Source organism: Qipengyuania sp. MTN3-11 (assembly GCF_042851825.1).
In the GTDB taxonomy this organism is placed as follows: Bacteria; Pseudomonadota; Alphaproteobacteria; order Sphingomonadales; family Sphingomonadaceae; genus Qipengyuania.
Map to the genome: position 1 here is coordinate 798,546 of NZ_BTGM01000001.1, position 23,434 is coordinate 821,979.

At 65.0% G+C, this 23,434-nt stretch carries 24 protein-coding genes and 1 tRNA gene; 11 read left to right on the plus strand and 14 right to left on the minus strand.

What is annotated here, in order from left to right; genetic code table 11:
- Positions 1 to 149 precede the first annotated feature (149 nt).
- The 4 genes from ACGHN1_RS03825 to bfr all read left to right on the plus strand — a co-directional run bounded on the left by ACGHN1_RS03825 (position 150) and on the right by bfr (position 3,498).
- Entirely contained in the window at positions 150 to 1,280 is a 1,131-nt protein-coding gene (locus ACGHN1_RS03825) for an SPOR domain-containing protein (protein WP_390548470.1), read from the plus strand.
- A 45-nt stretch (positions 1,281 to 1,325) separates the two neighbouring features.
- Complete coding sequence (locus ACGHN1_RS03830; protein ID WP_390548472.1) at positions 1,326 to 2,615, plus strand: DUF418 domain-containing protein; 1,290 nt, start codon at positions 1,326 to 1,328, stop codon at positions 2,613 to 2,615.
- 68 nt (positions 2,616 to 2,683) lie between these two features.
- Positions 2,684 to 2,878, plus strand: a complete 195-nt coding sequence (locus ACGHN1_RS03835) for a bacterioferritin-associated ferredoxin (RefSeq protein WP_390548474.1) — start codon at positions 2,684 to 2,686, stop codon at positions 2,876 to 2,878.
- Positions 2,879 to 3,000: 122 nt separating this feature from the next.
- Complete coding sequence (bfr, locus tag ACGHN1_RS03840; protein WP_390548476.1) at positions 3,001 to 3,498, plus strand: bacterioferritin; 498 nt, start codon at positions 3,001 to 3,003, stop codon at positions 3,496 to 3,498.
- On the opposite strand, the gene ACGHN1_RS03845 is transcribed toward bfr, so the two are convergent.
- The 3 genes from ACGHN1_RS03845 to der all read right to left on the minus strand — a co-directional run bounded on the left by ACGHN1_RS03845 (position 3,495) and on the right by der (position 5,716).
- The gene (locus tag ACGHN1_RS03845) at positions 3,495 to 3,701 is read right to left on the minus strand and encodes a hypothetical protein (RefSeq protein ID WP_390548478.1); all 207 of its coding nucleotides are present in this window, start codon (positions 3,699 to 3,701) and stop codon (positions 3,495 to 3,497) included. The genes bfr and ACGHN1_RS03845 overlap by 4 nt on opposite strands.
- A 108-nt stretch (positions 3,702 to 3,809) precedes the next feature.
- Entirely contained in the window at positions 3,810 to 4,304 is a 495-nt protein-coding gene (locus ACGHN1_RS03850; RefSeq protein WP_390548480.1) for a DUF2721 domain-containing protein, read from the minus strand.
- Positions 4,301 to 5,716, minus strand: coding sequence for a ribosome biogenesis GTPase Der (gene der, locus ACGHN1_RS03855; protein WP_390548482.1), 1,416 nt, complete (start codon positions 5,714 to 5,716; stop codon positions 4,301 to 4,303). Before der ends, ACGHN1_RS03850 begins: the two co-directional genes overlap by 4 nt.
- A 135-nt stretch (positions 5,717 to 5,851) precedes the next feature.
- Between der and ACGHN1_RS03860 the strand changes: the two genes are divergently transcribed.
- Positions 5,852 to 6,478, plus strand: coding sequence for a CHAP domain-containing protein (locus ACGHN1_RS03860; protein WP_390548484.1), 627 nt, complete (start codon positions 5,852 to 5,854; stop codon positions 6,476 to 6,478).
- Here ACGHN1_RS03860 and ACGHN1_RS03865 read toward each other — a convergent pair.
- The 3 genes from ACGHN1_RS03865 to ACGHN1_RS03875 are packed head-to-tail and all read right to left on the minus strand — an operon-like array spanning position 6,475 to position 7,229.
- The gene (locus ACGHN1_RS03865) at positions 6,475 to 6,759 is read right to left on the minus strand and encodes a DUF3297 family protein (protein ID WP_390548486.1); all 285 of its coding nucleotides are present in this window, start codon (positions 6,757 to 6,759) and stop codon (positions 6,475 to 6,477) included. The two genes, ACGHN1_RS03860 and ACGHN1_RS03865, sit on opposite strands and share 4 nt — an antisense overlap.
- 39 nt (positions 6,760 to 6,798) lie before the next feature.
- Positions 6,799 to 6,987, minus strand: a complete 189-nt coding sequence (locus ACGHN1_RS03870) for a hypothetical protein (protein WP_390548488.1) — start codon at positions 6,985 to 6,987, stop codon at positions 6,799 to 6,801.
- An 11-nt stretch (positions 6,988 to 6,998) separates the two neighbouring features.
- Positions 6,999 to 7,229 carry a hypothetical protein gene (locus ACGHN1_RS03875; protein WP_390548490.1) on the minus strand — a complete coding sequence of 77 codons (231 nt, stop codon included), beginning with the start codon at positions 7,227 to 7,229 and terminating at the stop codon, positions 6,999 to 7,001.
- Between the two features lie 150 nt (positions 7,230 to 7,379).
- On the opposite strand from ACGHN1_RS03875, the gene ACGHN1_RS03880 reads away from it, so the two are divergent.
- Positions 7,380 to 7,464: transfer RNA gene (locus ACGHN1_RS03880), tRNA-Leu, on the plus strand.
- A 62-nt stretch (positions 7,465 to 7,526) separates the two neighbouring features.
- Positions 7,527 to 9,167 (plus strand): trigger factor, encoded by a 1,641-nt coding sequence (tig, locus tag ACGHN1_RS03885; RefSeq protein ID WP_390548492.1) that lies wholly within the window; start codon positions 7,527 to 7,529, stop codon positions 9,165 to 9,167.
- 88 nt (positions 9,168 to 9,255) lie between these two features.
- Here the strand turns inward: tig and ACGHN1_RS03890 are convergent, their stop codons facing one another.
- Genes ACGHN1_RS03890 through ACGHN1_RS03900 form a run of 3 tightly spaced genes read right to left on the minus strand, consistent with a single transcriptional unit; the run spans position 9,256 to position 14,408 of the window.
- On the minus strand, positions 9,256 to 10,635 hold the full coding sequence (locus ACGHN1_RS03890; RefSeq protein WP_390548494.1) for a cation:proton antiporter: 1,380 nt from the start codon (positions 10,633 to 10,635) through the stop codon (positions 9,256 to 9,258).
- A gap of 26 nt (positions 10,636 to 10,661) precedes the next feature.
- A complete protein-coding gene (locus tag ACGHN1_RS03895; protein ID WP_390548496.1) occupies positions 10,662 to 12,254 on the minus strand; it encodes an amidase in 1,593 nt (530 codons plus the stop codon).
- Positions 12,255 to 12,296: 42 nt separating this feature from the next.
- Entirely contained in the window at positions 12,297 to 14,408 is a 2,112-nt protein-coding gene (locus tag ACGHN1_RS03900) for a hypothetical protein (RefSeq protein ID WP_390548498.1), read from the minus strand.
- A gap of 226 nt (positions 14,409 to 14,634) precedes the next feature.
- Between ACGHN1_RS03900 and ACGHN1_RS03905 the strand changes: the two genes are divergently transcribed.
- Positions 14,635 to 15,333, plus strand: a complete 699-nt coding sequence (locus ACGHN1_RS03905; RefSeq protein WP_390548500.1) for an ATP-dependent Clp protease proteolytic subunit — start codon at positions 14,635 to 14,637, stop codon at positions 15,331 to 15,333.
- Between the two features lie 165 nt (positions 15,334 to 15,498).
- The gene (gene clpX / locus ACGHN1_RS03910; protein WP_390548502.1) at positions 15,499 to 16,770 is read left to right on the plus strand and encodes an ATP-dependent Clp protease ATP-binding subunit ClpX; all 1,272 of its coding nucleotides are present in this window, start codon (positions 15,499 to 15,501) and stop codon (positions 16,768 to 16,770) included.
- A 33-nt stretch (positions 16,771 to 16,803) separates the two neighbouring features.
- Here the strand turns inward: clpX and ACGHN1_RS03915 are convergent, their stop codons facing one another.
- From ACGHN1_RS03915 to mtgA, 3 genes are all read right to left on the minus strand, one after another.
- Positions 16,804 to 17,745: a hypothetical protein gene (locus tag ACGHN1_RS03915; protein ID WP_390548504.1), complete on the minus strand. Its 942-nt coding sequence runs from the start codon at positions 17,743 to 17,745 to the stop codon at positions 16,804 to 16,806.
- Between the two features lie 150 nt (positions 17,746 to 17,895).
- Positions 17,896 to 18,828 (minus strand): cation diffusion facilitator family transporter, encoded by a 933-nt coding sequence (locus ACGHN1_RS03920; protein WP_390548505.1) that lies wholly within the window; start codon positions 18,826 to 18,828, stop codon positions 17,896 to 17,898.
- A 5-nt stretch (positions 18,829 to 18,833) separates the two neighbouring features.
- Entirely contained in the window at positions 18,834 to 19,502 is a 669-nt protein-coding gene (mtgA, locus tag ACGHN1_RS03925; RefSeq protein ID WP_390548507.1) for a monofunctional biosynthetic peptidoglycan transglycosylase, read from the minus strand.
- Between the two features lie 102 nt (positions 19,503 to 19,604).
- Between mtgA and ACGHN1_RS03930 the strand changes: the two genes are divergently transcribed.
- Positions 19,605 to 20,933 (plus strand): amidohydrolase, encoded by a 1,329-nt coding sequence (locus tag ACGHN1_RS03930; RefSeq protein ID WP_390548509.1) that lies wholly within the window; start codon positions 19,605 to 19,607, stop codon positions 20,931 to 20,933.
- A gap of 82 nt (positions 20,934 to 21,015) precedes the next feature.
- Here ACGHN1_RS03930 and rpoH read toward each other — a convergent pair whose 3' ends face one another.
- Complete coding sequence (gene rpoH, locus ACGHN1_RS03935) at positions 21,016 to 21,921, minus strand: RNA polymerase sigma factor RpoH (RefSeq protein WP_390548511.1); 906 nt, start codon at positions 21,919 to 21,921, stop codon at positions 21,016 to 21,018.
- 123 nt (positions 21,922 to 22,044) lie between these two features.
- Entirely contained in the window at positions 22,045 to 22,989 is a 945-nt protein-coding gene (locus tag ACGHN1_RS03940) for an RluA family pseudouridine synthase (RefSeq protein WP_390548512.1), read from the minus strand.
- 17 nt (positions 22,990 to 23,006) lie between these two features.
- On the opposite strand from ACGHN1_RS03940, the gene ACGHN1_RS03945 reads away from it, so the two are divergent.
- Positions 23,007 to 23,402, plus strand: coding sequence for a Mov34/MPN/PAD-1 family protein (locus ACGHN1_RS03945; protein WP_390548514.1), 396 nt, complete (start codon positions 23,007 to 23,009; stop codon positions 23,400 to 23,402).
- Positions 23,403 to 23,434 lie beyond the last annotated feature (32 nt).

A 23,434-nucleotide genomic window follows, 5' to 3' on the forward strand; every position in this document is an offset into this window, starting at 1 on the left:
GACTACCCCTAATTTTGGGTTAACCGGGCGGCATTTGTACTGTCGGTTTGCGTGTCCGGCGCGCAGCAATCTTTTGCTAAGAGGTGGTTTACTATAGGCTTGCCCGAAGACGCTGCGCTGCGGCGCGAAATTGCGGAAAGGATTGCGAGATGAGCCGAGGATTGACCAGGGCCGCGATGGCGACGATGGCGGGTGCAATCGCACTCGGGATGCTGGCCACGCCGGCGATGGCGGACGTCAAGGCGGGGGTCGATGCCTGGAGCGCCGGCGATTACGCCACCGCCGTGCGCGAATGGGCGGAACCGGCGGCCCAGGGCGACCCCGATGCCCAGTTCAATCTCGCCCAGGCCTATCGCCTGGGGCGGGGGGTCGAAGCCGACCCGAAACAGGCCGAGGCGCTCTATCTGCTCGCGGCGAACCAGGGACACGTGAAGGCGGCGGACAATTACGGCCTGTTGCTGTTCCAAGACGGGCGGCGCGAGGCAGCCTTGCCCTACGTGCAGGCAGCGGCGGAGCGCGGCGACCCGCGCGGCCAGTATCTTTTGGGCGTCGCCCATTTCAACGGCGACCTGGTCGAGAAGGACTGGGTCCGCGCCTATGCACTGGCGACGCTGGCCAATTCGGCCGGGCTGCCCCAGGCCCGCGCCGCGATGGCGCAGATGGACGAATTCATCCCGATGGAGCAACGCCAGGAGGCGCAGGTTCTCGCCCGAACCCTTGCAACCGATGCCCAGGCCACGCGGGCGAGCGACCTTGCGGCGGTCGATCTCGCGACCGGGGGCGTGCCCGCGCGCGAGGTGCAACCCCGGGTCGCCGGTCGGGTCGACGAGGCTGCGCCGTCGCCTCCCGCGCCGAAGCCCGCACCCAAGCCCGCACCGGCGCCGGTGGTGGTTGCGCGAAACGCCGCATCCGACGCACCGGGAGCGGACTACACGCTTCCGGCGGCCCCCGCACCCGCCGCCGCCAACCCGAGCGAACCGCGCCAGGCCTCTGCGCAACCTGCGCCCGTGGCGCCGCCCGCAGCGTCCGCAGCCACACCCGCGGCTCGGATGACCGGCGCCTGGAAAGTCCAACTCGGCGCCTTCGGGGTCGCCGGAAGCGCCGACCGGTTGTGGGACCGGCTGGCGGGCAACACCGCTCTTGTCGGTGCGGCCAAGATCAAGGAGCCCGCCGGACGGCTGACCAAGCTGCTCGCCGGCGGCTTCGCCAGCGAGGCCGACGCCCGGCGCGCCTGCGCCGCGCTCAAGGCCGGCGGCCAGGAGTGTCTCGTCACGAGATAGCGCTTTGATAGATCGCCTGCCGGCGTCTATCGCGCGCCGGCAGCGATGACCGATCCGATGAACTTAAGCGCCGTGCCGCCCGGGACGCCGGACCAGCCGTGTCCCACTGGATCGACGGTCCGGATCGCGAGCCTGGACTTCATCCGCGGTCTGGCAGTGATGGGTATCCTTGCGGCCAACATCGTCGCTTTCGGCCAGCCCTTCAGCGCCTACATGTATCCCGACGCCTTCCTGACGCCCCATGGTGCGGCGGAGGAGAGGATGTGGATCGCCCAATTCGTGCTGGTCGACGGCAAGATGCGCGGGCTCTTCAGCCTGCTGTTCGGTGCCGGCCTCTATTTGTTCATGGAAAAAGCCTGGGCGCGGGGCGCGTCACGCCGTCTTCAGGTCAGGCGCCTACTGTTTCTGGGCCTCTTCGGCCTCGTGCATTATTTTTTCATCTGGGAAGGCGACATCCTGTTTCTCTACGCGGTGTCGGGCCTGGTCGCCTTGCTGTTCGTGCGGCTGGGACCGATCAACCAGATGGTGCTCGGCATTCTCGGCTATGTCCTCGGCGGACTGCTCTACATGGGTTTGGCCTTCTCGATGGAAGGCGCGGTGGACGGCGCGTTAGCGGACAGTCCGGGGGAAGCGCAAGAAATGCGCGACGAGATGGTGGCCGGCAAGCAGGAGCAGCTGGCGGAATCGCTCGTCGACGCCGAGCTGATCCAGTCCGGCGATTACACGGGGCTGGTCGCGCACCGGTTCGCCGAACATGTCGGCAGTCTCGGGTTCATGTTGCTGATGTTCTGGTTCGAGACCCTGCCACTGATGCTGATCGGAATGGCGCTCTATCGCATGGGCATGTTCGATGGCGGGCTGTCCCGCAGCAAGCTTCTGCTGTGGGGCACGGTAGGGTGCGTATCGGGCGGGGCGGCCAGCGTGTGGATCGCCCTGCGGGTCGCGGACGATGGCTTCACCTATTACGGCACGCTGTCGGCCTTCACCGGCTGGTCGCATTTTCCCCGACTGGCGATGGTTCTGGGACTCGCGGCGCTGTTGGCGGTGTGGGGCATGCAGGCGCGGGGATGGTTGGCGGAGCGGATCACAGCGGCAGGGCGGACGGCCTTTACCAACTACCTCGGGACGTCGGTGGTGATGATGTTCGTCTTCCATGGCTGGGCGCTCGGGCTGTTCGGCGAACTGACCCGAGGGCAGCTCTATCTCGTCACCGTGGCGGCTTGGGTGGTGATGCTCGCCTGGTCCAAGCCTTGGCTGAATCGTTTTCGCTACGGCCCGCTCGAATGGCTCTGGCGCTGTCTGACCTACAGACGCCGCTTTCAGCTGAGACGATAAGGCTTGCTACTGCGAACCACTCTCACTAGAAGAGCACTTGCGAATCAATCGCAGGGAGTGGGTGACGCGTGTACGTCTGCATCTGCAACGCAATCAGGGAAAGCGAGCTGCGCCGCGTCGCGCGCCACTGCCCGGGCGATGCGGAAGCCTGCTACGCCGCGCTCGGCAAGCGTCCCAATTGCGGAACCTGCCTCTGCGATGCCGAGGATGTGATCGCCGAGGAACGTGATCTGGCATTCGTTCCGGCCCACGCCGCCGCCTGATCTGCGCTACTGACAATCGCTCGCAATGGCGGAATTCCGCCATTTTTTCGGTCCAAGTCCCTTGTCAGGGACGGCATCACGCCGCATAATCCACTCCAATTCGGAACATGAAGGAGCGCGCGATGAAGGGCGACGAGAAGGTCATCGAATATCTCAACCAGGCGCTCACCAACGAGCTGACCGCGATCAACCAGTACTGGTTGCACTACCGTGTGCTCGACAATTGGGGTGTTTCTCGACTCGCGGCCTACGAGCGCAAGGAATCGATCGAGGAGATGGAGCACGCCGACCGTCTGGCCGACCGCATCCTCTTTCTCGACGGACTTCCCAATTTCCAGGCGATCCACAAGCTCAAGGTCGGGGAATCGGTCAAGGAAATACTCGAAGCCGATCTGGCTCTGGAAATGGAGGCCATTCCGCAACTGCGCGAGGCAGCGGAATATTGCCAGGAAGTCCGCGATTTCACCTCGGGTCAGCTTTTCGAGGATATCCTCCGCAACGAGGAAGAGCATGTCGATTTCCTCGAGAAACAGTTCGACATGATCGTGCGCATGGGGATCGAGAACTACACCCAGCTCAACAGCCGGCCCGCGGGCGAGGGCGAATCTGGCGAAGCCTAGAATACCTCCCAGAAACTCGCCCGCGCCTTGCCGCGCTTGGCCAGCCGGGCGACGATCCGACCGCCGGCGCTGATATCGGCGCGGCCATGCATGGTGTTGATGTCGGCCACGGTCAAGGCAGTGGCCACATCGTGCGTTTCGAACTCGATCGGAACGAGGTCCGGATCATCGTGAATGCGTACGGTCACTCTGGTTCTCGGCATGGATCGGGCTCCTTTCGCGCCGCCCGAACTACACCCGGAGAATGAACCCCGGTAGACCGCGCGCGACCATGCGTCGCGCGACGGCACCTCTCCGGCGCGGGCCGTGCGTCATCCGCGCCGGCCTGTCCGTCTTGCCCCGCGCGCGGCGAGCCGGGTTTCCAGCAGAAAGAATCCGAGCCCGGTGATCAGCAGTGTCATGGTCAACACCCAGGCGAGGGCGATGGTGGTGCCGATGCGTGCCTCGATATAGGCGCTGACAAAGAGCAGCGCGATGACGATGCTGATGGTGACGGCCGAGGCGGTGCTGAAGACCAGCGCCCATTGCGAATAGCGGCGGCGCTGTCCGAGCCACGGCAGTTCGTCGACTTCGCTTCCGGCGACTTCGTCCTCGATCCGCCGCTGGATGCGTTCGATCCGCTCGGCGACCCAGATCAGTCGGCTCATCATCACGTTCATGATCGCTCCGATGCCGCCGAGCAGAAAGGCGGGGGCGAGGCTGAGCTGGACGATCTGCTGGACGCGCGGCGTGCTCGCGGTGCGCTCGAGAATCTCGAACGCGAAGGGCTGCGCCGGCGTTGACGCCACGAGGTCGAGAAGTGTCATCGTTCCCCGCTGTAATTGCCGCCACCGCCCTTGTTGGCGTTGTAGGGGTTCTTCGGGCTCTTGAGCACCACGCGCACCGGAACGGCGTCGAAGCCCAGCTTGGCGCGGATGCCGTTGACCAGATAGCGCTCGTAGCTCTTGGGCAAGTCGTCGAGCCGCGTGCCGAAGACGACGAAGCGCGGCGGGCGCGTCCCGGCCTGCGTGATGTAGCGCAGCTTGATCCGGCGGCCACCGGGTGCCGGTGGCGGGTTGGCCTCCAGCGCATCGTCGAACCAGCGGTTGAGCGCCGCGGTGGGCACGCGCTTCGACCAGCTCTCGCGAATCTCGAAGGCGGCCTTGAGCATCGTGTCGAGGCCCTTGCCGGTCTTGGCGCTGACCGCGAGCAGGGGCAGCCCGCGGACCTGCGACAGCCCCTCGTCGAGCGCGCCGCGGATGCCGTTGAACAGGACGCTCGCATCCTCCGCGACATCCCATTTGTTGATCGCCACCATCAGAGCGCGGCCTTCCTGAAGCACATGGTCGGCGATCTTGAGATCCTGGTGTTCGAGGCCCTTGGTGGCGTCGAGCAGCAGCACCACGACCTCGGCGAAATCGACCGCCCGGCGCGCATCGGCGACCGAAAGCTTCTCCAGCTTGTCGGTGACCTTGGCTCTCTTACGCATCCCGGCGGTATCGATAAGGCGGATGTCCCGCACCTCGCCGCCCGGCGCGGTCCACTGCCAGTCCACGGCGATCGAATCGCGGGTAATGCCGGCCTCGGGGCCGGTCAGCAGCCGATTCTCGCCGAGCAGCCGGTTGATCAGCGTCGACTTGCCGGCATTGGGCCGACCGACGATGGCAAGCTTGAGCGGGCCGAGGGGCGCATCCTCGTCCTCCTCGTCCTCTGCCGCGATTGCCACTTCGGCGGCTTCCGCCTTCTCTCCGATCAGGGGCCACAGACCCTGGAACAGGTCGGCGATGCCCTCGCCATGCTCGGCCGAGATCGCCACCGGTTCGCCGAGGCCCAGCGCATAGCTTTCGAACACGCCGCTTTCGCCTGCGGAGCCCTCGGCCTTGTTGGCGACCAGAACCACCGGCACGTCCTGCCCGCGCAGCCAGCGGCCGATCTCTTCGTCGAGCGGGGTCAGGCCGGCGCGCGCGTCGATCACGAACATCGCCGCATCGGCACCTTCGAGCGAGACCTCGGTCTGCGCCCGCATGCGGCCGGGGAGGGTCTCCGGATCCTCGTCTTCCCAGCCTGCCGTATCGACGACGGAGAATTCCAGCCCGGCGACGCTCGCATCCCCCATACGGCGATCGCGCGTGACGCCGGGCTGGTCGTCGACGAGGGCGAGCTTCTTGCCCACCAGCCGATTGAACAGCGTGGATTTGCCGACATTGGGGCGGCCGATGATGATGACGGTCGGTTTCATGGCAGAACTTTCGCAGGGCGCAGGTGGCCCGTGGCAGCCGGTTTGGCAAGCTGCGCTTGGTCCCGCGAAGATGAATTCGCGTTAACCACAAGCGGAGAGCCGCCGGAAACCATGGGCGGCGCATCAGGGGCGGCGATGAAACGCTTCCTGCCCATCGCTCTCGCCGCCTGTCTGTTCGCCGCGCCCTCCGCCGCCGAGGAAGCGACGCCCGGTTTCCATGCGACGTTTTCGCAAACTGCCGCTCACCGGCACGCGACCGCCGACGCCGCTCAGGAACTCCCACCCTATCTCCAATGCGTTCCCTATGCGCGCCAGGTTTCGGGCATTCCCATCTACGGCGATGCCCACAGTTGGTGGGACCAGGCCGAAGGCCGCTTTGCCCGCGGATCGGCACCCCGCGTCGGAGCGGTCATGGCCTTTGCGCCGTATCGGGGCATGGAATTGGGCCATGTCGCCACGGTAGCACGGGTGCTCGACAGCCGTACGGTGCTGCTCGACCACGCCAACTGGTCGCCGATCGACGGCCGACGAGGTCAGATCGAGCGCGAGGCGAAAGCGATCGACGTCTCGCCCGCCAACGACTGGAGCGCGGTTCGGGTGTGGTACGATCCGCTGCAGGCTCTCGGCCGGACGGCGTGGCCAGTTCATGGCTTTATTTACCCCGACAGAACCTCGGTGCAGGCTCCGCGCAGGACCATGGCACCGGCGCGCAAGGAGACCTCGCGCGCGTTCCTCACCGCCTTTTCCGATCTGACGAATTAATCCGCCTTGGCCACGGGTGGGTCTTCGCCCAGATCCTCGTACCACGCTTCGACCGGGCCGTTCAGCTTGAGAGTGAGCGGATTGCCCTTGCGATCCACCGTCTTTCCCGCCTGAACCCGCACCCAGCCCTCATCGATCGAATATTCCTCGATATCGGTGCGCTGTTTGCCCTTGAAACGAATGCCCACGCCGCGCTGCAGCACTTCGGCCTCGAAATACTCGCTGCGCGGGTTTACCGAAAGGCGATGCGGAGGGAGGTCGGGTTTCGTATCGTCGCTCATGCGCCGGGCCTGTAGTTGGCGGCCAGGCGGGTCGCAAGATCAATCCGGTGGCGGGGGCGTCTCCAAGGGGTTTCCTCCCGGGTTGTCGACGTCCGGCTGGGGCGGGTCGAAACCGGGAGGCTCCTGCATTGGCGCCTCGTCCGGCGAACCGGGGAGGCTATCGGGCGGCATCTCGTCGGGGGCGCCAGGATCGATAGTGTCCGGGGAAGGATCGGGTTGCGTAGCCATGACTTGTCTCCTCAATCGGGGGGCAGGTTGAGCGCCATTTCGCCGGCACCATCTTGCTTGTCGCGTTTCACCAGATCGTCCGAGCGTTCGGTGTCGATCTCGTCGGGTTCGCTGCGATGCCCCAGTACTTCGCCTTCGGTTTCGCCTTCCGCCTCCATTTCGGCGGCGGTCTTGGGCTTTACCTCGGGATCGATGGTAGGCGGAGTGGCCGGGGGTGTCTTGGGCTGTTCGTAATCGGTCATGGGGGAAATGCCTTTCGCATCGTCAACCCCCGGACCCGCCCGCGCGTTCCGCCATTCGCCGCCGTGCTTGCCCTTTCCAGCGCTTGGCCTTAGAGGCTCGTCGCACCTGACGCGCGGCGGCCCCGGTCGCCGCGCGGCTTCGTTCGGGTAGCGGGCGTGGCGGAACTGGTAGACGCGCTGGTTTTAGGTACCAGTATCGAAAGATGTGGGGGTTCGAGTCCCTTCGCCCGCACCAGGAACGCCCCCCGGTCCCCTCAGGCAGTGTCATTGCAAGAACAGCGGAAGTCAGCCAAGTCCATGGACATCAAGGAAAAGACCAACAAGGGTCTCAAGCGCGCCTATACCGTTACAATTCCGGCGAGCGAGATCGACGCCCGGGTGAGCGGAGAGGTCAAGAAGATCGCCCCCCAGGTGCGGATGCCCGGCTTTCGCCCCGGCAAGGTACCTGCGAACCTCGTCCGCAAGATGCATGGCGAACAGATCCATGCCCAGGCGATCAACGACACGATTCGCGAATCGGTCGACCGCCTGATGAAGGACAGGGAGCTGCGCCCCGCGATGCAGCCGAAGGTCGAGCTGGACGAGGGATACGAGGAAGGTAAGGACGCCGAGGTCTCCGTCGAGCTCGAGATCCTGCCGCAGATCGATACGCCCAAGACCGATGGCCTCAAGCTGGAGCGGATGACGGTCCCGGTGACCGACGCGCAAGTCGACGAGGCGCTGGAGCGCATTGCCGGACAGAACAAGAGCTACAAGGATGCGCCCAAGAGCCGCAAGGCGGCCGAGGGCGACCAGCTGATCATCGACTTCACCGGCAAGCTCGGCGGCGAGGAATTCGAAGGCGGCAAGGCCGAGGATGCGCCCCTGGTGCTGGGCTCCGGCACCTTCATCCCCGGGTTCGAGGATCAGCTGACCGGGGTCAAGACCGGCGAGGAAAAGACCATCAAGGTCACCTTCCCCGAAGATTACCAGGCCGCGCATCTGGCGGGCAAGGAAGCCGAGTTCGACATTGTGGTGAAGCAGGTCAAGATCGAGACCGAGAGCAAACCCGATGACGAATTCGCCAAGAACCTCGGCCTCGAGAGCCTCGACAAGCTCAAGGAACTGCTTCGGGGTCAGCTTGAGCAGGAGACCTCCGGCCTCACCCGCACGCAGATGAAGCGCCAACTGCTCGACAAGCTGGCGGCAGGCCACGATTTCGACGTGCCCGAGGGTATGGTCGATGCGGAGTTCGCGCAGATCTGGCAGCAGCTTCAGCAGGAAGCGGCGCGGGCCGATGATCCCGAAGCCGAGATGAAGGAAATCGAGAGCGAGCGCGAGGATTATCGCCGCATCGCCGAACGCCGCGTGCGCCTCGGCCTGTTGCTCTCCGAAATCGGTCAGGCGAACGACGTCCAGGTCTCGAACCAGGAAATGCAGATGCTGGTTCAGCAGGCCGCGCAGCAGTACCGGGCCGAGGATCGCGAGCGATTCGTCCAGTACATCCAGTCCGAGCCCATGGCCGCCGCCCAGCTGCGCGCCCCGCTCTACGAGGACAAGGTGGTCGACTTCCTGTTCGACAAGGCGGAGATCAGCGACCGCGAAGTGACCCGCGAGGAACTCGAAGCGGCGATCGAGGCCGACGAGGAGCAGGAGATCGAGGCGGCCAAGAAGGCGCCGGCGAAGAAGAAGGCTCCGGCCAAGGCTGCGGCGAAGAAGGACGGCGACAAGAAGCCGGCCGCGAAGAAGCCCGCCGCCAAGCCGGATGCCAAGTCCGAGGCCGACACGAAGGCTCCGGCAAAGAAGCCGGCGGCCAAGAAGGCTCCTGCGAAGAAGGCCGACGCTGCAAAAGCTGATGCCAAGCCCGCGGCCAAGAAAGCTCCGGCCAAGAAGGCCCCGGCCGAAAAGGCATCGGCGAAGAAGCCTGCTGCCAAGAAGACGCCCGCGAAAAAGGCCTGATCCGGCCTTTGCTTCGGAAGCGACGGCTTCGAAAAAGAAAAAGGGGCGGCGGGGCAAATCCTGCCGCCCCTTTTCTTTGTCTGCCGAGCTATTCCCGAACCCCGGTATCCTCGACCTCCACCCGGCGTCCCTCGGGCGTCAGAGCCATCATAGTCTCGTCGTGTCCGGCATGAATGTGCCCGCGCCGGCGTTCGACGAAGGACAAGGCCGGCCCGGACACCACGCCGTGGACCAGGATCGAGACCAGGATGGTGAAGCTCACGGTTGCCCAGAGCAGCTGGAGCTGGGCGAATTCGGCATTGTTCTGCCCGTAGGCGAGGTAGTAGATCGAGCCCATGCCGCGCACGCCGAGGAAGGCGATGGCGATCGTGCCCGCAAGCGGCAGGGCGGAGCGGAATTCGGCAATGAATCCCGCGATCGGCCGGATGACGAAGATCAGCGCCAGACCCACCAGCGCCGCAGGCCAGGTCAGCGCGTCGAGCACGCCGCTCGCCAGCATCGCCCCGAAGCCGAGCAGCACCGCCACCAGCACGATCTGTTCGATCTGGTCGATGAAATGATGGCTGATCTTGTGGTAGCGGCTGCGGTTCTCGCGCTGGCGAGCCGTCACCGCGCCGACGAACACCGCCAGGAAGCCGTAGCCCTGAAAAACTTCCGCAAGCCCATATGCGGTAAGCAGCGTGCCGAGGACGATAAGACCTTCGCTGGTCGAATATTTCGGGGTGTCGGCGCTTTCGGCCTCCTGCTCGATCTCCTCGCGCGGCGCGTCGGCTTCCCGCTCGAAGACGTACCAGGCGCCGATCCGGCCCACGCCCCAGCCGACCGCGCAGCCGACCGCGATCCGGAAGACGAGATCGAAGGCCGCCCATTCGAAGGTCCAGGCGCCGAGCGATGTCATGCCGACGGCGGCGATCGCGAGATAGGTGAAGGGGAAGGCCAGCCCATCGTTGAGCCCGGCTTCCACCGTCAGGCTGAAGCGCACGTCGTGGCGCTTGTTTTCGCCGGGCGGGCCGACCTGCACGCTGCGTGCGAGTACGGGGTCCGTCGGGGCGAGCGCCGCACCGAGCAGGATCGCGCTTGCGGGGGCGAGGCCCATCGCCCACCAGCCGAGGAACGCCACGGCCGCGATCGTCAGCGGCATCGCCACCGCCAGCAGCGGCCAAATCTGGCTCCAGTTGATCCAGCTCACCGGCCGATCGATGGCGATCCCCGCCGCCATCAGCGAGGCGATCACGATGAATTCGGTAACATATTCAAGCGTCGCCGCGTCGAACCCGTCCCAGCTCGGGTTGAGATTGGGAAACCCCAGCGGCAGCGAGGCGAGAGCATAACCGATCGCGACGTAGAGGATCGGCAGCGAAAGCCAGAACCGCGCGAGGAATTTCTCCAGGCTGACGGCCAGCATGAGGCCCAGCCCGAAAACGGTCAGGGCGAGAATGCGCGGATCGGCGTCCAGGAATTCAGGCAATGCGGGTCCGCTCGGTGCGACGCGGATCAGTTGCCATCGGGACCGCCCCCACCCTGCGGTACCCAGCGATGGAACTGCGGATCGGGCAGTTCGGCGCTGCGCGCCCGCTCGTAGGCGGCTCCGGCCTTGAGCACGGCGTGATCGTCCCACTTCGCGCCGAGAATGCTGAGGCCCACCGGCAGGCCCTCGATCGCGCCCATCGGCACGGTAAGGTGCGGATAGCCGGCAATCGCCGAGGGACTGCCGAAGCCGACGCTGCCGTTGAAATTGTCGCCATTGACCAGATCGCTCATCCACGCGGGCCCTCGGGTAGGGGCGACCAGGAATTGAACGTCGTTATCGGCCAAGAGAACATCCAGGGTCTCTTCGCCGGCGATGCGGATCGCCTTCGCCCGGGCCTCCTCATAGGCGGTACGATCGGTGGCCTTTTCCGCCTGTTTGAAAAGGTCCTGGCCGAACCAGCGCAGTTCGGCATCGGCATTCGCCTCGTTGAAGGCGATCAGATCGGCGAGGCTGCGGGGTGTTTCCTGCCCTTCGAACGGCGGTAGACTGGCGAGATATCTGCCCATCTCCTCGCGCAGTTCGTACATCAGCACGGCGAAGCTGCTGCCGTACATCTCTTCGTTCGGTTCGAATTCGATGTCGACCAGCACGGCGCCTGCATTTTCGAGATCGGTGAGGGCATTTTCGAAAACGGTCTCGAGATCCTCGCGATCGCCGATCTGGTCGCGCATCACGCCGATACGCACACCCTCGAGCGAATAGTTCTCAAGTCCCTGCGTATAATCCCGCACGCGATTGGGAATGCCGAGGGTCGCTTGATCGGCGCTATCTTCGCCTGCGATCGCGCCGAGCAGGAGCGCCGCGTCTTGGACGCTGCGCGCCATCGGCCCGGCGGTATCCTGCGTGCTGGAGATCGGCACCACATGGGTGCGGCTGACGAGGCCAACGCTGGGTTTGAAGCCGACGACGCCGTTCATGCTGGCGGGGCAGGTGATCGAGCCGTTGGTTTCGGTGCCGATAGCGGCCCAGGCGAAGCCCGCCGCCACCGCCGCCCCGCTGCCCGAGGAGGAACCGCAGGTGTTGCGGTCGATCGCATGGGGATTGCGGGTCAGGCCGCCGACCGCGCTCCAGCCGCTGGTTGAATTGTCGTCGCGGATATTGGCCCACTCGGACAGGTTCGCCTTGCCCATGACCACGCCGCCGGCTGCGCGAAGATTGGCAATCAGCGGCGCATCGCGGCCGGTGCGGTTGTTCGCAAGCGCCAGGCTGCCCGCAGTGGTCGGCAGCTCGCGTGTCTCGATATTGTCCTTCACCAGCACCGTGCGTCCAGCGAGAGGGAGGCCGGCCGCCTCTGCGGCGCGGACTTGCGCCTGCACGTCGGGAGCAAGTGCGATGACGGCGTTGAGGCCGTCGGGCCCGTCGTCGTAGCGCCGAATCTTGACCACCTGACCGATCGCGGTCGCTTCGGCGGGGCTGAGCGCCGGTTCGAAGCCGGGCGGCAGGGCGAGCGTACCCGGTTCGGCCTGCGCGGCAGAAGGCGATGCAGTCTGCGCCGAGGCCGGTGCGGCGGCAAAGGCGAGAGCGAGGGCGGCGAGGGAAAGGGCGCGTTCGATCATGCCTGCCCCGATGCCACCGCTTGCGGCGAATTCAAAGCCCGATCAGAAGTTTCCGCTTACGCTGAACCGGAAGATGGGCCCTATCCTGCGCCGGTAGGTCTCGCGAAACGCGATCGGAGCCGCGGCACGGTCGCCGGAAAAGACCGTGCGTTCGAAGTTCTGCGTTGCGCCCAGCAGATTGGCGGCGGTGGCGTTGACGGTCAGGCCGAAGACATCTTTGTGTTCGACGAAGACGTCGAGGAACCCAGGCCCCTCCTGATCACGGCCGATCTCGAAACGACGGAAATAGAAGGCATTTTGATAGGTCGAATAACCACCGCCGTAAGCCCAGTCGCTGGCGGGGATATCCTGGCGGAAATCCAGTTCCAGCAGGTCGCGCGTGTTGCCCGAGATGAACCGTGGCAGGCCGGTGAAGGGATCCACGACGCTGGCATCGACCAGCGCCGCGCGCGCATCGAACTGGGCGCCTGTCCACCCGACGGGATCCAGCTTGATCGTCGCGTTGCTCCGCAGCACGGTGGCGTCGGCGTCGCCGATATTGCCCCGCGCTTCTCCACCGCCAGGCAGAGGAAAGAAGTCGACGAAATCCTCGAACCAGGACCGCTCGAATTCGAATGTGACCGATCCCCAGGCGCCCAGTCGCTTGTTGGCTTCGGCCACCAGTTTCCAGCTCTGAACCGGTTGCAGCGTGTTGTTGCCCGCATTCTGATTGTTGTCGTTGAGTGCGACGCTGGCGAGGAAATTGCCGAAGGAAAGCTGACCGACCTCGCGGCTGAGCTTTGCCGAGGCGTCGAAATCGGCGGCGGGCTTCCAGGCCAGCGAGGCCGAGCCCTTGGGCCGCTGGAAGGTCCGAGAATTGGCCGCCGATCCCGTCTGTTCGATCTTCGAATACTCGGCGCCTCCGGTGGCCTGGAACGAGAGCGTGTCGGTCAATTGCTTCCCGACCGACAGAATCCCCTCGTAGCGATCCTCGCTCACGCCGCCGGTTCCGGCGGGGAAGGGCACGGCCATGAAATCCCCTCGCGGATCCAGCTCGAAAAGGCCGGAAATGCGGTCGAGCCGGTTGAAGGCCGCTTCGCCCGCGAACTGCCAGTCGGCAGCCAGCATCCGCCATCCGTATTCGAACCGGCCGATGCGCTCGCCGATCTCGTTGACCTGATTGAAGCGGCTGCCCCGGTCCGCCATGCCATTGTCGAAGCTGTCGACGACGATGCTTTCGAAATTGTCCCGTTCGAATCGTTCGAGCCCGATCAGTTTGAGCTTGCCGGGCCCGAGGAGGAATTCGACATCGCCGCCGATCTCGTATTCCGGGCCATCCTCGCGGACGGTGGCGAGGCGGGTACGGACCGGGCCCACCACCGGAAATCCGGTCTCCGGATCATCGGTGTAATAGTAATCTTCGCCGAACCGGAGATTGAGATTGGCGACGGTCGAAGAAGATGGGCGATAGGTCAGGTTGGCGCTGAGAATGGGATTGTCGAACCCGCCGGAGAAGACCGTATCCTGGATCTCGATCAGTTCGCCGGCGCCGTCGGTGATCCGGATCGGGCCGTCCGCTCCGAAGCGATCGTTGTTGTTCTTGAGCGAGACGGTGTAGTCCAGCTCGCCGAGGCTGTCGGACCACGAAATCTCGCCCCCGTAGAGCTGTGGATCGGTATTGTGCGCCCGGAAGCCGGCACGATAGGTGAACTGGCCGGAACCGCCTCCGCTACCCTCGACGATGACGTTCGCGACCTGTCCGGTGAGACCGGGGATGTCGAGCGTGGTGCCGTCGACCACATCGATACGGATAACGTCGCCTGCCGAAATCCGGCGTAGCAGGTCGCGCACGCTGTCGGATTTGCTCGAGAATCGCTCGCCGTTCACCAACACGTTGCGGCTCACCTGCCCCAGCCCGCGCTGGCTGGTATTGCCGTCGGAAATCGTGAAGCCGGGGAGACGTTCGACCATGTCGAGCGCTGTGCGCGGACTGTACTGCGCGAAATAGGCCGGAGCGTAGGATTGCCCGCGTCCGGCAGGCACCGCCTCGGCCGCTCCGGCGGGCGTGACGGGGCTTGTGCCGGACTGCTCCTCTGCCCCTTGCGCTCGAACGGGAGCAACGGACAGGACAAGACAGGTACCGACCAGCAGGGTCGCAGCGCGGGATTGCGGCATTCGTACTCCGGTTCGGTGTGTGGCGTGGCCATGTCCGCCGATCAGCGGGCCTTTAAGCCCTGCTCGACCGAAGCGAATTTCGCCCCGACGAATGGTTACGCAAGTATCGTTTCGCAACCTTTTCGCGTGCGGTTTACCACGTCTCGGGACATCTGGCCGCAAGGCTCTTGAATTGATCGGGGGAAGGGCGACATAGGGCGCTCATCACGCGACGAGAGGGACAAGAATGATCGATCTGTTCAACGGCGAAGGCCACGCCACCCAGGGGCAGTTCACCCAAGACCCGGTGACCGGCGCACTGGTGCCCGTGGTGGTCGAGCAGACCAGCCGTGGCGAACGCAGCTTCGACATCTTCAGCCGTCTTCTGCGCGAACGGATCATCTTCATCACCGGTCAGGTGGAAGACGGCATGGCCAGCCTGGCGACGGCGCAGTTGCTGTTCCTCGAGAGCGAAAACCCTTCCAAGCCGATCAGCATGTACATCAATTCGCCGGGCGGCGTGGTCACCGCCGGAATGGCGATCCACGACACCATGCAATACATCAAGCCGCGGGTCTCGACCGTCTGCATCGGGCAGGCCGCGAGCATGGGCAGCTTCCTTCTCGCGGCGGGCGAGCCGGGGATGCGGATCGCCTTGCCGAATGCGCGGATCATGGTCCACCAGCCATCGGGCGGGGCGCGCGGCATGGCTTCGGACATCGAAATCCAGGCGCGCGAGATCCTTCGCATCCGCAAGCGGATGAACGATCTCTACGTCAAATACACCGGCCAGAGCCTCGATGCGATCGAGAAGGCGATGGATCGCGACACCTTCCTCGAAGCCGACGAGGCGATGAAATTCGGCATCGTCGACAAGGTCTTCGAAACCCGCCCCGAAAATGAGGAGCCGGGTGACGCCGAAGGCAGTGGCGGCGCCCCGGAATAAGCATCGCGCGGCCGACCCGTTCGGGGCAGCGCGCGAAGCGATCGTAGCATTTCGGCAACCTTGCCGCTTCAGCTTGCGGCAAGGCGGTTGCGCTACGGTGCAAATTAACCAAGGATGCTCTATCCAGGTCGATCTCGGCCGGGAATCACGGGGCGTAGGCAGGACATGACCAAGTTGAGCGGTACCGACAGCAAATCGACACTTTATTGCAGCTTCTGCGGCAAGTCCCAGCACGAGGTGCGCAAACTCATCGCCGGACCCACGGTGTTCATCTGCGACGAATGCGTCGAGCTGTGCAACGACATCATCCGCGAGGAAACGAAGGCCGGTCTGACCGGCAAGAAGGAAGGCGACGTCCCGACGCCGGCCGAGATCTTCGAGACGCTCAACGATTACGTGATCGGCCAGGATCGCGCCAAGCGGGTGCTCTCGGTCGCGGTGCACAATCACTACAAGCGGCTAAAGCACGGCGGCAAGGCGGGCGACGTCGAACTGGCGAAGTCGAACATCCTGCTGGTCGGCCCCACCGGCTGCGGCAAGACCCTGCTCGCCCAGACGTTGGCCCGCACCTTCGACGTGCCCTTCACCATGGCCGATGCGACCACGCTGACCGAAGCGGGCTATGTCGGCGAGGACGTCGAGAACATCATCCTCAAGCTGCTCCAGGCCTCCGACTACAATGTCGAGAAAGCGCAGCACGGCATCGTCTACATCGACGAGATCGACAAGATCACGCGCAAGGCGGAAAATCCCTCCATCACCCGCGACGTGTCGGGCGAGGGCGTGCAGCAAGCGCTGCTCAAGCTGATGGAAGGCACCACCGCCTCCGTGCCGCCGCAGGGCGGGCGCAAGCATCCGCAGCAGGAATTCCTGCAGGTCGATACGACGAACATCCTCTTCATCTGCGGCGGCGCGTTTGCGGGTCTCGAAAAGATCATCGCCGACCGGCTGCAGAAGCGCAGCATCGGCTTCGGTGCGCATGTCGCCGATCCGGACAAGCGCCGGGTGGGCGAGCTGCTCGAGAAGAGCGAGCCCGAAGATCTGTTGAAGTTCGGCCTGATTCCCGAGTTCGTCGGTCGCCTGCCGGTGATCGCGACCCTGCGCGATCTCGACATCGAAGCTTTGGTGACCATTCTCACCGAGCCGAAGAACGCGCTCGTCAAGCAGTATGCCAAGCTGTTCGAGCTCGAGGATGTCGAGCTGACCTTCAACGACGACGCGTTGCGCGAGATCGCCGAGAAGGCGATCAAGCGCAAAACCGGCGCCCGCGGGCTGCGCTCGATCGTCGAGGGCATCCTGCTCGACACGATGTTCGACCTGCCCGACATGGACGGGGTGACCGAGATCGTCATCGACAAGGATGTCGTCGACGGCCGCAAGGAGCCGATCCAGGTCCATGGCGGCAAGAAGGACGAGAAGAAAGAAGCGGCGGCGTAGTACCCGGATCGGGCGCAGGTGAGCCTGCGCCCGTTATCGGCGCATGCGCTGCGGGACCTGATCTGCGGGGCAGAAGGTCATGTCGGCCGTATCCTGGATGACCACCTCGATGGCGCCCGGATAGACGGGCTTCAGGATCAACCCGCTTTCCGGCTCTCCTTCCTCGAGCGGCTCGCCCGAAGTCGATTCATCCGGCACCAGGCTGAAATAGCCCTCTTCGGCTTCGATGATGTCGCCGACCGCGGTGTGGTAGGCATCGTCGCGCCCCGGCCCGAAGATTTCCCAATAGCCGTCGCGTTCGAACTTGATGAAAGAGCCGGCGCGGGCGCAAGGGACGTCTTGCAAACCGTAATATCCCAATCGCATGGGTATGCGGCCCATGAACCCGAACTCCGGCGAACCGAGAGACAGTGCGCTGGCTCGCTTCACGGAGGGCTCGAAACGTGCCGCGATCGAGCAGAAGCGGCCCTCCAGAGAGGTGCCGCCATCGACATAGGCACGGCCGTCCCAGCGCAGAAACCGAAAACAATCGAAACCCGGACCGCCGATCTCGATATCGGGCCAGGCGATCCCGGAACGGGGGTAGAGCGCGGGAATTCCCGTGGATTCGGCGACGACCTTCCAACCCGCGCCTTGCCTTGCCAGCAGCACGAAGCCCTGGCCGGTCATCCCGTGGCATCCCGTCCCGTAGGACATCACCATCGCCTCCTCGCTCCCATCGGCGTTCAGGTCGCGGAACTGCTCGATCGATCCGGTCCCGTCGCCCTCGCAATTCACCCACTCGCTGCCGCGCCGGGTGAAGCCGGCAGCCTGCATGATCTGCGCTTCCAGCGTGCGGGGCAGGGCGGGCGGCGACGCGGTCTGGCCGGGGTCGACCGAGCTCTCCTGCGCGGCAAGTGCCGCGACGGCCGGACTGGCCATCATCAGCGCAGGCACGATGGAAAACAGGGCAGCGAACAGAAGGCCGGGTCTCATCAATACCTCCTCCGAACACGGAACGAATCCGGGAGAAAGCGACCGCGGAGTAGAGGACTAGCATGAGGCCCGGCCGTACGGAATAGGGCAAGAAGGCCGTCGATCGGCCGTGCGCATGACAGCTCTTCGGCGCGTGTCGTCGGGTTCCGCCTAGCAACCCGCCGCGCAATCGCGCGTCCGCTCGATCTGCACCGTCGCATGGCCGATCCGATGCCGGTGCCGCAGTGCCTCGGCGATCTCGTGCAGGAAGTCGTCGTCCGGATGCCCCGCCGGCATGACCAGATGGACGGTCAGCGCGGTCTCGGTGGTGCTCATGGGCCAGATGTGCAGGTCGTGCACCGCCTCGACCCCGGGCAGAGCGACGAGATAGGAGCGTACCTCGCTCTTCGAGATGCCCTTGGGCACCGCCAGCATGCTCATCGCCACGCTGTCCTTCAGCAGACTCCAGGTTCCCCAGGCGATCACCGCGACGATAACCAGACTCACCGCCGGATCGATCCACAGCGCCCTGGTCCACAGGATCGCCAGTCCGGCCACCACTACTCCCAGGCTGACCAGCGCATCCGCCGCCATGTGCAGGAATGCGCCGCGGATGTTGATGTCGTGCTGGCCGCGCATGAACAGCGCCGCGGTGCCGCCGTTGATCAGGATGCCGATGCCGGCGACGATCGCCATGGTCTGGCCCTCCACCGGTGCCGGTTCTGCCACCCGGCGCAAGGTCTCGAACAGGATCGCCCCGATCGCCACCAGCAGCAGGCCGGCGTTGGCCAGCGCCGCGAGGATGGTCGAACTCTTGTAGCCGTAGGTGAAGCGTTCGTTCGCCGGGCGTTTGGCGGCGACGCTCGCCCCCCAGGCCAGCATCAGCGCCATCACGTCGGACAGATTGTGCCCGGCATCGGCGATCAGCGCCATCGATCCGGATATCCAGCCGTACCCCGCCTCGATGATCACGAAGCCGGTATTGAGGACGATGCCGATCAGGAAGGCGCGGTCGAAGCTCTTCGGTGCGTGCGCATGAGCATGGGCATGGCCGTGCCCGTGGCCGCCATCATGCGAATGATCGTGCGAGTGCCCTGCGCCCATGCGCGCTATTCGTAGACGCACGCGTCGAGCCCGTCACGCCCGACCACCCCGATCCGCGCGGAAATCGTGTTGCCATAGCCGCGCAGCCAGCCGCGCGGGTTCACCACCGAACGCTCCTTGGGCAGCGGGAGGGCAGCGGCCATCCGTGCCGCCTCGATCTGCGAGAGAGAGGCGGCGGATTTGCCGAAATAGCGCTGTGACCCGGCCTCCGCGCCATAGGTTCCGATCCCGGTCTCTGCGACGTTGAGATAGACTTCCATGATCCGCCGCTTGCCCCAGATCTGCTCGATCAGAAAGGTGAACCCGGCCTCCAGTCCCTTGCGGAAATAGCCGCCGCCCTGCCACAGGAAGACGTTCTTCGCGGTCTGCTGGCTGATCGTGGACCCGCCGCGAATGCGGCCGCCCTGCGCGTTGCGGCGCATGGCGTTTTCGATCGCCTCGCGGTCGAAGCCGTCGTGCGAACAGAACTTGCCGTCCTCCGCCGCGATCACCGCGCGCACCAGGTTGCGGTCGATATTCGCAAGCGGCTCCCAGTCCTTGGTGATGCCGCGATCGTCCATCAGCATCGTCGCGGTGACCGGAACCGGGACGAATTTGTAGAGGAGGACGAGACCCAGGGCGAGCACGATCAGCCCGCCGATCAGCTTGAAAAGAAAGCGGAGCACCCAGCGCATGCGGGCCGTCTACCGGGGGGATGCGGCAAGCGCAATTATCGTGCTTGCCGGGCGGGCGCGCATGCTCTCTATTCCCCAGGCAGCCGAAGGGGGACTTTGACGATGCGGAAGACGATGATGCTGGGCCTGTCCGCGGCCGCTCTGGCGTGGACGCAGGTGGCGGGGGCGCAGGAAGCCACTGTCGGCGAGGCGGTGGCGGCCGATTACGATGCTCATCTCGAAGACCTGTTCGTTCATTTCCACGAGAATCCCGAACTCTCCTTCCTCGAGACCGAAACCGCCGCGCGCATGGCGAGCGAGTTGCGTGCCGCGGGCCTCGAGGTGACCGAGGGGGTCGGCGGCACCGGCGTGGTCGGCATGATGCGCAACGGAGAGGGGCCACTGATCCTGCTGCGTGCCGATATGGACGGTCTGCCGGTGGAGGAGAAGACCGGCCTTCCCTACGCTTCAGAAGCGACGCAGACGGGGCAGGACGGGGCGGTCTATCCGGTGATGCACGCCTGCGGGCACGATGTGCACATTACATCGATGGTCGGCACTGCGCGCCGGCTCGCCGCCATGCGCGATGCCTGGAGCGGCACGCTGATGTTCGTCGTCCAGCCCGCCGAGGAGCGGGTCGGCGGGGCCAAAGCGATGATGGCGGACGGGCTCTACGACCGGTTCGGCAAGCCCGATTATGCGCTCGCCTTTCACGTCACCACCCTGTTGCCGACCGGCGTGGTCTCGGCCAGCGAGCGGATCATGTATTCGAGCGCCGATTCGGTGGAGATCATGGTCCCCGGCGTCGGCGCACACGGTGCCGCACCGCACATGGGGCGCGATCCGGTTTATATCGCCGCGCAGATCGTCACCGCGCTGCAGTCGATCGTCTCGCGCGAGCGGCCCCCTCTTTCACCCGGGGTCATTACCGTGGGATCTTTCCACGCGGGCACCAAGCATAACATCATTTCCGACCGCGCCGACCTGCAACTGACCGTGCGCGCCAACGACGAGGCGACGCGCGCGCAGCTGCTCGAGAGCATCGAACGAATTGCGGTCAACATCGGCCGTGCGCACGGCCTTGCCGACGACATGCTGCCGGTCATGACCGTGAGCGAGGGGACGCCGGTCACCAACAACGATCCGGCGCTGGCCCGCCGGCTCAACGCGGTGATGATGGAGACTTTCGGCGAAGATGGGTTCCTGCCCTACGAGCAGACCACGATGGGGGCGGAGGACTTCTCCTACTTCGTCACCGAGGATAGCGGCGTTCCGGGATATTACTTCGGCGTCGGGGGAACCCCGCCCGAGGCCTTCGCCGCGGCGCAGGCGGGCGGTCCGCCCGTGCCATCGCACCATTCGCCGTTGTTCAAGATCGCTCCGCGCGAATCCGTGACCCGGGGAACGGAAGCGATGGTGGCGGCTGTGCTCGATCTCGCACCACCCGGCTGATACGGCCCGGAGCCAACGAAAAGGGGGCGGCTAACTCCGCCCCCTCTCATACACCATTGGTTGTCGATCTATGCCTGACCGTTCAGGCGACGCCGGGCAGCAACCTGTCGCCGGCAATGGTCTTCATTGCCTTTTGCAGCTTTTCGAAGGCGCGCACCTCGATCTGCCGGATGCGTTCGCGGCTGACGTCATAGACCTGGCTGAGTTCCTCCAGCGTCTGCGGATTTTCCGTCAAGCGCCGCTCGGTGAGGATGTGCTTTTCGCGGTCGTTGAGGCTGTCCATCGCTTCCACCAGCATGTCGTGGCGCACCTCGGCTTCCTCGGCATCGGCGACGGTCTCGTCCTGCAAGGGGCGATCGTCGGTGAGCCAGTCGAGCCATTCGCCCGAGCCCTCCTCGCCGTTGCGCATGCTGACGTTGAGCGACCCGTCGCCCCCCATCATCATGCGGCGGTTCATGTTGACCACTTCCTGCTCGGGCACGCCGAGATCGGTGGCGATCTTGGTCACGTCGTCGGGATGGAGGTCGCTGTCCTCGTAGGCCTCGAGTTGCTTCTTCATCCGGCGCAGATTGAAGAACAGCTTCTTCTGCGCCGCGGTGGTGCCCATCTTGACGAGGCTCCAGCTGCGCAGGATGAATTCCTGGATGCTCGCCTTGATCCACCACATCGCATAGGTCGCAAGGCGGAAGCCGCGATCGGCCTCGAACTTCTTGACGCCCTGCATCAGCCCGACGTTGCCTTCGGAAATGAGGTCGCTGACCGGCAGGCCGTAGCCGCGATAGCCCATGGCGATTTTGGCCACGAGCCGCAGGTGCGAGGTGACGAGCTGGGCCGCGGCCTCGCTGTCCTCGTGCTCCTCGTAGCGCTTGGCGAGCATGTATTCCTGCTCCGCCGTCAGCACCGGGAATTTCTTGATCTCGGCGAGATAGCGGTTGAGGCTCTGCTCGCCGCCGAGCGCCGGGACGCTCAATGATTTGGTATTGCTCACTTTACCCTGACCTTTCTCTAGCCAGCCTCGATGCGCCGGACCCCTGATGGGCATCCGTGGCGGTGGGCCGCTTCCTGCATATATAATCGCTGGACGCCGCGAATGAAGCGGATTTCATCGATTTCAACGAGTGGTTTCGTCGATGAGTTCCCGCATATCCGGGGGCATTTCGGCCCGGAATTGCACCGTTTCGCCGGTGACCGGATGAATGAAACCGAGCTCTGCCGCATGAAGCGCCTGGCGTGCGAAACCGAGGTCGGAAAGCAGCGGGCGGAGTGCCTTGGGAGTGCGTCCATAGACTGGGTCTCCCAATAGCGGATGACCGATTGACAGACAGTGAACGCGCACCTGGTGTGTGCGCCCGGTCTCGAGCCGGCATTCCAGCAGCGCTGCGTGGTCGAGCCTCTGCAAGGTACGATAATGCGTGACCGCGCGCTTCCCGCGCCGGGCGTCGGCAAGGAGCACGTCCATCTTCTTGCGATCCCGGTCCGACCGACCAAGCCGCGCATCGATCGTGCCTTCGCTCGGGTTGGGATGTCCCGCACAGACCGCCAGATAGCGCCGATGAATCGAATGATCGGCGAACTGGCGTGCCAGGCCCTCGTGCGCGGCATCGGTCTTGGCGACGACCAGCAGCCCGGAGGTGTCCTTGTCGATCCGGTGGACGATCCCCGGCCGCGCCACGCCATTGATTCCCGACAGCCGCCCCCCGCAATGATGGAGCAGCGCGTTGACCAGCGTGCCATCGCGATTGCCGGCCGCGGGGTGCACCACCATCCCCGCGGGCTTGTCGACCACGATCAGGTGATCGTCTTCGAACACCACCGCCAGGGGGATGTCCTGCGGCTCGACATCGAGCGGCGCGGGGGCAGGGAGGGCGATAGTGAAATGCGTTCCGGCGATGACCTTCAGCGAGGGACTGCGCGCGGGCGCATCGTCCAGCCGCACCGCCTCATCCCCGATCAGCGTCTTGATCCGTTCGCGCGAAAACCCGGTGGCTTCTGCGAGCGCCTTGTCCAGTCGACCGGCAGTCGAGAGAGTGCCTGAGATGATTTCCGCTGCGGACATCGCTACGACCATGCGCGATGGACCTTTTCGTGACAAGCGACGTGCTGGCGGCGATGCGCGACCACGCGCGGGTCTCGTTGCCGAATGAGGCCTGCGGCGTGTTGTTCGGTTCGGCCGGGGCGATAGATCGAGCCGCGCGCGCCGAAAACGTCCACCCGGACCCCGCAAGGCATTTCGAGATCGATCCGCAGTTGCTGATCGACGCCCACCGGAAGGCGCGGCAGGGCGGGCCGGCGGTGGCGGGATATTATCATTCGCATCCCAGCGGCGTGGCCGAACCTTCGGCGACCGACCGGGCTCTCGCCGCCGGGGACGGGATGGTCTGGGCGATCATGGCGGCGGGGGCGATCACCTTCTGGCGCGACGATCCGGGTGGCTTCATTGCGCTTTCCTACACGGTCGGCCCCGCCTAACCCTCGCGCTGTCGTGCAAGGGCGTCAGAGCC